The sequence below is a fragment of the Xanthobacter aminoxidans genome (assembly GCF_023571765.1).
GTDB lineage: Bacteria > Pseudomonadota > Alphaproteobacteria > Rhizobiales > Xanthobacteraceae > Xanthobacter > Xanthobacter aminoxidans.
Genome location: NZ_JAMJXC010000042.1, coordinates 1 through 6,553, shown reverse-complemented (window position 1 = coordinate 6,553; position 6,553 = coordinate 1). Strand labels below are relative to the sequence as shown.

Genomic DNA, 6,553 nt, shown 5'->3' with positions numbered 1-6,553 from the left:
GGCGCTGGGCCATCGATCCCCCGCCGAGTTTGCCGCAACAATCGCACTGGAAACCGTGGCCGCCTGAGGCCACAAATCAACCGGCGGACTCTCTCCTCAACTGGAGGAGAAATGGGGCTCACGTCAGCCCTTAGCCGCTCAAGGTCGGTGATCGCAGCTGGGGAAAATCTCACTTGCGGCATCGAGGCGCCGGCAGCTCGCTTTCAGTGCCCCAACTCGACAACCATTTCTCGACATCCTCGGCTGTGGCATGGACGCCCGTTGCCTGAAACTCGTCCCATGCCTTGAGGGTGTCCTGGCGCAGGGCCTCGCGCCCTTCCTCGCGCTCCACATACTGCGCGATCGCTTCGCGCATGATCCAATGGGATGAGCGTCGGCGAACTTCAGCAAGGCGCTGGATGCGCCCTTTTAGCTCGTCATCGAGTTTGATGGATGTTGCCGTTGCCATGCGTTGGCTCCACAGCGAATAGGTAATACCTCTTGCTACTGTAGCCGCTCATTCCCCATTGTCCACCGGAGAAGCCATATGAGGCTCCCGACGAGGCTCCACCACCCGCTTCCTTGTTTTCTTGGAGGGGAGTGTCTTGGAGGGACCCATTTTTCCTAAGTGGAAGGTCGAGAGCGGCCGGCAATGGCCACGACCTCTCTTAGTTCCGCGTCCGGCTATGGATGGGCTTCGGCGGGCCTCTGAAGCGATATGTCTTGGAACTGCCCCGCTAAGGCTGCTTCAGGGTAACAAGCCTCGGGTAACGGTCGTCAGGGCGAAGCTGCGAGAGTGACGGCGAAAGGCGAGGCTGCGGATATCCGCGAAAGCGAGTCGTCGGGCGGTTCGCTGAGGCCCATTGCGAAGAAGGCAGCCCAGCCCTAGCAAGCGCCTTTCGTTACCCCCACGTTACCCTAGACGACAAAGCTGAACCCGCCCCAAGAGGCAGGCCGCTAAGTCATTGATCTTCAAGGTATTTGGTGGGCGCACTAGGGCTCGAACCTAGGACCCGCTGATTAAGAGTCAGCTGCTCTACCAACTGAGCTATGCGCCCGTCCGGGGTGGCCCCCGAAGGAGGCGTTCGTGTAGCAAATGAGTTCCGGGCTGGCAAGGGCCTCGGTCGGCGCGGCGGGGAAGATTTCCACAGGTCCTTTCCGCCGCCGCGTCGTCGCGTGAAGATTTACTCCTTGAACGCCTCCTCGCGACCCTTCTGCACCGAGGGCAGCAGCACCACCACCAGCGCGGCCGCGGCGAGCAGCAGCAGCACGGCCGAGATGGGGCGCGTGACGAACACGGTGGGGTCGCCGCGCGAGATCAGCATGGCCCGGCGCAGGTACTCTTCCAGCATGGGGCCGATGACGAAGCCGAGCAGCAGCGGGGCGGGCTCGCAATCGAGCTTCACCAGCGCGTAGCCGAGCAGGCCGAACAGGGCCATGGTGTACACGTCGAACGTGTTGTTGTTCACGCTGTACACGCCGATGCAGCAAAACGCGATGATGGCCGGGAACATCACGTGGTACGGCACGGTGAGCAGGCGCACCCACATGCCGATGAGCGGCAGGTTGAGCAGCACCAGCATGAAGTTGCCCACCCACATGGAGGCGATGACGCCCCAGAACAGGTCGGGCTTCTCCGTCACCACGTTGGGGCCGGGCGTGATGCCCTGGATGATGAGGGCGCCGATCATCAGCGCCATCACCGGGTTGGAGGGGATGCCCAGCGTCAGCATGGGAATGAAGGAGGTCTGCGCGCCGGCATTGTTGGCGCTCTCCGGCCCCGCCACGCCCTCGATGGCGCCGCGCCCGAATTCGCGCGGGTACTTCGAGATTTTCTTCTCGATGGAATAGGAAGCGAAGGAGGACAGCATGGCGCCGCCGCCCGGCAGGATGCCGAGGAAGGAGCCGATCACCGTGCCGCGCAGGACGGGCGCGATGATGCGCTTGAACTCCTCCTTCGTGAGCATCAGGCTCTTCACCTTGGCCGCCACCAGCGAGCGCTGGTGTTCATCCTCCAGGTTGCGGATGATCTCGCTGATCCCGAACATGCCCATGGCCAGCGCCACGAAGTCGAAGCCGTCGGAGAGTTCCTGCATGTCGAAGGTGAAGCGCGGCGTGCCGGTGTAGATGTCTTGGCCGGAGAGGCCAAGGATCAGCCCCAGCACGATCATGGCGATGGCCTTGACCACCGAGCCCGAGGCCAGCGTCACCGAGGCGATGAGGCCGAGCACCATCAGCGAGAAATATTCCGGCGGCCCAAACTGCAGCGCGAGGTTGGCGAGCGGCGGCGCGAACAGGGCCAGCAGGAGGGTCGCCACCGAGCCGGCGAAGAAGGAGCCCAGCGCCGCGGTGGCGAGTGCCGCGCCCGCCCGGCCCTTGCGGGCCATCTGGTGGCCGTCGATGGCGGTGACCACGGACGAGGATTCGCCCGGCAGGTTGATGAGGATGGCGGTGGTGGAGCCGCCATACTGCGCACCGTAATAAATGCCGGCGAGCATGATGAGGGCGGAGACCGGCGGCAGGCCGAAGGTGAGCGGCAGCAGCATGGCGATGGTCGCCACCGGGCCGAGGCCGGGCAGAACGCCGATCAGCGTGCCGAGCAGCGCCCCGACGAAGCAGTAGAAGACGTTCTGCAGCGACAGCGCGACGGAGAAGCCGAGGGCGAGGTTGTCGAGAAGGTCCACGGGCGCCTCCTCAGTATCCGCCGAGCCACGGGCCGAGCAGCGGCAGCGGCAGGCCGAGGCCCTTGATGAAGACGGCCCAGGCGAACACCACCATCACCGCGGTGTTCAGCAGCGCCGTCCGGAAGGTGAACAGGCGCGAGGCCAGCGCCGAGACGAACACCGAGATGCCGAGGGCGGGCAGGAAGCCGAGGGGCCGCACGCCGAAGCCGAAGAACACCACCGCGCCGGTGATGATGAGCACCGCCCGCCAGGCGATGCCGCTCGGCATCTCGCCGGGGAAGCGCAGGCCGTTGATGAGGATGATGAGCCCGAGCAGCCCGAGCAGGCCCGAGAGCACCAGCGGGAAATAACCCGGCCCCATGCGCACCGCCGTGCCCATGGGCAGGTCCTGGGTCTGCCAGCCGAACAAGAGCCCGAGGGCGATGAAGAGGAGGCCCGAGAGGACGTCCTTCGGATTGCGGATGATGTTCATGTCCCCCCTCGGTGCCGGCGCGTTTTGGTTGCGCTCTGACAGGTGGCCTGCTGTGGGAAGGCCCGCGCGGCTGGCGCCGGCCGCGCGGGATGCGTTCCTGAAGGCTCGCCAGCGCGGTCTTGAACCCCGCCGATATCAGCTGGGGCGTCGGGCCGGCATGCTGCGGCCACGACGCTGGATGCCGCGGTGGGTGGTCAGTCGGCGTAGACGCCGGCGCCCTGGATCACCGGCTTCCACTTGGCGATCTCGGCGATAACGAAATCCTTGTGGAAGGCCGGGCTGCGGCGGTCCTTCGGCTCCGGCTCGGTGCCGAGGTCGGCGAAGCGGGCGATCACCTTGGGATCGTTGAGGGCGACGTCGAGGGCGGCGTTCAGCTTGTCGACGATGGCCTTGGGCGTGCCCTTGGGGGCATAGATGCCGTGCCACACCGCCACTTCGAAGTCCTTGAGGCCGCTCTCCTGCATGGTGGGCAGGTCGGGCAGCGACTTCACGTGGCTCTTGGTGGTGACGGCATAGGCCTTCACCTTGCCGCCCTTGATCTGGCCGGTGGTGTTGGTGGTCTGGTCGCACATGAGGTCGATCTGGCCGCCGACGAGGTCGTTCATGGCCGGACCCGTGCCCTGATAGGGAACGGTGGTCATCTGGGTGCCGATCGACGACATGAACAGCATGCCGCACAGGTGCGAGGCGGAGCCGACGCCGGCATTGCCGTAGGTCACCTTGTCCTTGTTCGCCTTCACATAGTCCACGGCCTCGGCCATGGTCTTGGGGGCGAAGCCGGGCTTGGCGATCATGGTCATGGGCACGGCGGTGACGAGGCCCACCGCCTCGAAGTCGGTCGCGGGATTGTAGGGCAGCTTGCGATAGAGCGTCGCCGCGGTGGCCTGGCCGATATGGTGGAGCAGGATGGTGTAGCCGTCGGGCGCGGCCTTCGCCACCTGGCCCGCGCCGCGGGTGCCGCCGGCGCCGCCCACGTTCTCCACGACCACCTGCTGGCCCAGCGTCTTCGACATGGATTCGGCGACGAGACGCGCCACCGTGTCGGTCGGGCCACCGGCCGCGAAGGGAACCACCATGGTGATCGGCCGCGTAGGATAGTCCTGCGCCGTCGCCGTCGCAGACAATCCGATCGCCGCGGCGAGCGCGAGGGCGGCCGAGAGCATTCGCATGGGCATTCTCCTCCTTGAGGGATCCTTTGGCGTCCCCTTCTGAACCCTTTTGAAGGTCGCGGCGGCCGCTGCGTCAAGCCCGAACTTCCGTAGGGTTGTCGGCAGCATGGCACCTCACCTGCGCCCGCCTCGCCACCTTCTGGCCGCACCACGGCCACGCTGGGCCACCCAAGCATCTGGCAAAGCGCGATTTTTTCAGGCGATTTCCGCGAGGAACAAGCGCGGGCCGGGCCGGTTCTCTTGAGACGACTCTTGAAAGGAGACGCCATGAGAATCTCGCGCTCGCCCCTCACCCGAGCGCTGCTCTCCACGGCGGCGCTCGCGCTCGCGGTTCCCGCCGTCGCTTCGCTCGCCGTTGCGACGCCGGCAACCGCGCAGCAGGCGCAGAAACGGAGCCAGGGCCAGCCGCAGCAGGCCGGCCGTGAGCGGGTGGACATCAACATTTTCTACGAGCCGCTGGCCGAGCACGGGAGCTGGGTGCGCCATCCCGACTATGACTACGTCTTCGTGCCCTCCGGGCTCGACGCGTCTTGGCGGCCCTATCAGGAGGGGCGCTGGCTTTGGACGGACGATTACGGCTGGTACTGGGATTCGGCCGAGCCGTTCGCCTGGGCCACCTACCATTACGGCCGCTGGGGGTATGAGCCCGCCTATGGCTGGTATTGGGTGCCCGGCGACACCTGGGCGCCGGCCTGGGTGACGTGGCGCAGCGGCGGCGGCAAGACCGGCTGGGCGCCCATCGCCCCCGATTCCCGCGGCTATGCCTATGGCGCGCCGCGGGTGATGGACCCTCCGGTGGCGGAAAGCTGGGTGTTCGTGGACAACCGCTACCTCGCCGCGCCGGAGCTGGCGCTGCATGTGGCGCCCATCGCGCAGATCGCCGTGTGGCTGTCGCGGGACAATCCGCGCATCTATCAGCCGGTCTATCGCGACGGGGTGGTGACGACCCGCTTCGTCGACCGGCGCGACTATGCGAGCGTGATCGAAGGCGGCATCCCCTCCCGCCGGGTTGTCTTCGTGGACAACTACCGGGACGAGTTCGTCGATCGCGGCGGCTATGTGGGCATCTACGGCCCGCGTGTCGCCCGCGCGAACCGCGTTCCCCCGCCGCCGCGCTTCGAGCGCGAGCTGCCGCAGGACCGGCGCATCCTGGTGCGCAACTATGTGGGTGAGCGGGTGCCGGGGCTGGCCGCGCCTTCGGCCGCGCTGCTCTCGGTCATCGACGACAGCCAGCGGCGCCAGCTGCGCGAGCAGCGCTGGTCGGGCAACAACCATGCCTATGAACGGGAGATCGACCAGTTGCGCGACCGCCAGCGCGATCGCATCCAGAAGACCGTGGAGGAGGCCAACCGCAACGCGACCGAGATTCAGGAGAAGCGCCTGGAAGCCATCAAGGCGCGGAACGAGAAGCTGCAGCAGCGGGTGGAGCAGCGCCAGGAGCGGGCGCAGCAGGTGATCGACAAGATCCGGCAGGAGCGGCCGAATGCCCTGCCTGCCCGCGCCACCGACGACAACCGGCCGGGCGCCCCCGGCGTTCGACCCGGCACGCCGAACATGCCGCCGCCCGGCGCCGGCGATGCCGCCCGTCCCGGCGCGCCCGGTACCCCGCCGGGCACACCGCAGCGCAATCCCGATGCGCCGACCACGCCGCCGGACCGCACGCCGCCCAATGCGGCGCGCCCGGACACACCGCGCAGCGGCCAGCCGGAGCGTAGCGAGCGGCAGGCCGAGCCGGATCGCGCCCGCCAGCCGGACTCTCCGTCGCCGGCGAGCCCTGCCGAGCGTCAGGACAGGCAGGCCCAGCCCGACCAGGGCCGCCAGCCGGAGACACCGCCCAACCGGCCGGCCACCCCGGCACAGCCGAGGCCGGACGGCAACGCGCGCCCGGAGCAGAGCGGTGCGCCGAACCGCCCTGCCGTGCCCACCAATCCGGATCGGGGCCGCGAGGAGCGGCCGTCTCCCGGCCAGATGGACCAGCCGAAAAACGCCCCTTCCCCACGTGCTGACCGGGAGCGGCCGGAGCGCCCCAGCCGCGATCAGCCCCGCCCGGTGGATCGGGCCGTCACGCCCGACCGTGCGGCTCCCGAACGCGCTGCCCCCGAGCGTCCCGCGCCCCAGCGCGCCGCCCCGGCAGAGCGGCCGGGCGGCGCAGGTGGTCCCGGTGGGGCCGCGGGGGCTCCCGGCGACGGACCGGGCCGCAACTGATCCCGCAACGAAAAAGGCCGCCCCATGGGGCGGCCTTCTTTGCT

5 protein-coding genes and 1 tRNA gene are annotated in these 6,553 nt (G+C 68.0%); 1 reads left to right on the top strand and 5 read right to left on the bottom strand.

All coding sequences use genetic code 11. From position 1 onward, the window contains the following. Positions 1-169: 169 nt before the first annotated feature. The 5 genes from EJ105_RS27345 to EJ105_RS27325 all read right to left on the bottom strand — a co-directional run bounded on the left by EJ105_RS27345 (position 170) and on the right by EJ105_RS27325 (position 4,304). A complete protein-coding gene (locus EJ105_RS27345; RefSeq protein WP_250168846.1) occupies positions 170-448 on the bottom strand; it encodes a CopG family ribbon-helix-helix protein in 279 nt (92 codons plus the stop codon). Positions 449-961: 513 nt separating this feature from the next. Next, positions 962-1,037: transfer RNA gene (locus EJ105_RS27340), tRNA-Lys, on the bottom strand. 126 nt (positions 1,038-1,163) lie between these two features. Next, entirely contained in the window at positions 1,164-2,663 is a 1,500-nt protein-coding gene (locus EJ105_RS27335) for a tripartite tricarboxylate transporter permease (RefSeq protein ID WP_250168845.1), read from the bottom strand. 10 nt (positions 2,664-2,673) lie between these two features. After that, positions 2,674-3,135, bottom strand: a complete 462-nt coding sequence (locus EJ105_RS27330; RefSeq protein ID WP_029555417.1) for a tripartite tricarboxylate transporter TctB family protein — start codon at positions 3,133-3,135, stop codon at positions 2,674-2,676. Positions 3,136-3,329: 194 nt separating this feature from the next. After that, the gene (locus EJ105_RS27325; protein WP_029555418.1) at positions 3,330-4,304 is read right to left on the bottom strand and encodes a tripartite tricarboxylate transporter substrate binding protein BugD; all 975 of its coding nucleotides are present in this window, start codon (positions 4,302-4,304) and stop codon (positions 3,330-3,332) included. A 267-nt stretch (positions 4,305-4,571) separates the two neighbouring features. Between EJ105_RS27325 and EJ105_RS27320 the strand changes: the two genes are divergently transcribed. Beyond that, complete coding sequence (locus EJ105_RS27320; protein ID WP_250168844.1) at positions 4,572-6,509, top strand: DUF6600 domain-containing protein; 1,938 nt, start codon at positions 4,572-4,574, stop codon at positions 6,507-6,509. The last annotated feature ends 44 nt before the right edge of the window (positions 6,510-6,553 follow it).

What these genes read in the sequence shown, in the direction of transcription:
- EJ105_RS27345 (WP_250168846.1), bottom strand. Translation starts at nt 448, where the DNA reads ATGGCAACGGCAACATCCATCAAACTCGATGACGAGCTAAAAGGGCGC.
- EJ105_RS27320 (WP_250168844.1), top strand. Translation starts at nt 4,572, where the DNA reads ATGAGAATCTCGCGCTCGCCCCTCACCCGAGCGCTGCTCTCCACGGCG.
- EJ105_RS27325 (WP_029555418.1), bottom strand. Translation starts at nt 4,304, where the DNA reads ATGCGAATGCTCTCGGCCGCCCTCGCGCTCGCCGCGGCGATCGGATTG.
- EJ105_RS27330 (WP_029555417.1), bottom strand. Translation starts at nt 3,135, where the DNA reads ATGAACATCATCCGCAATCCGAAGGACGTCCTCTCGGGCCTCCTCTTC.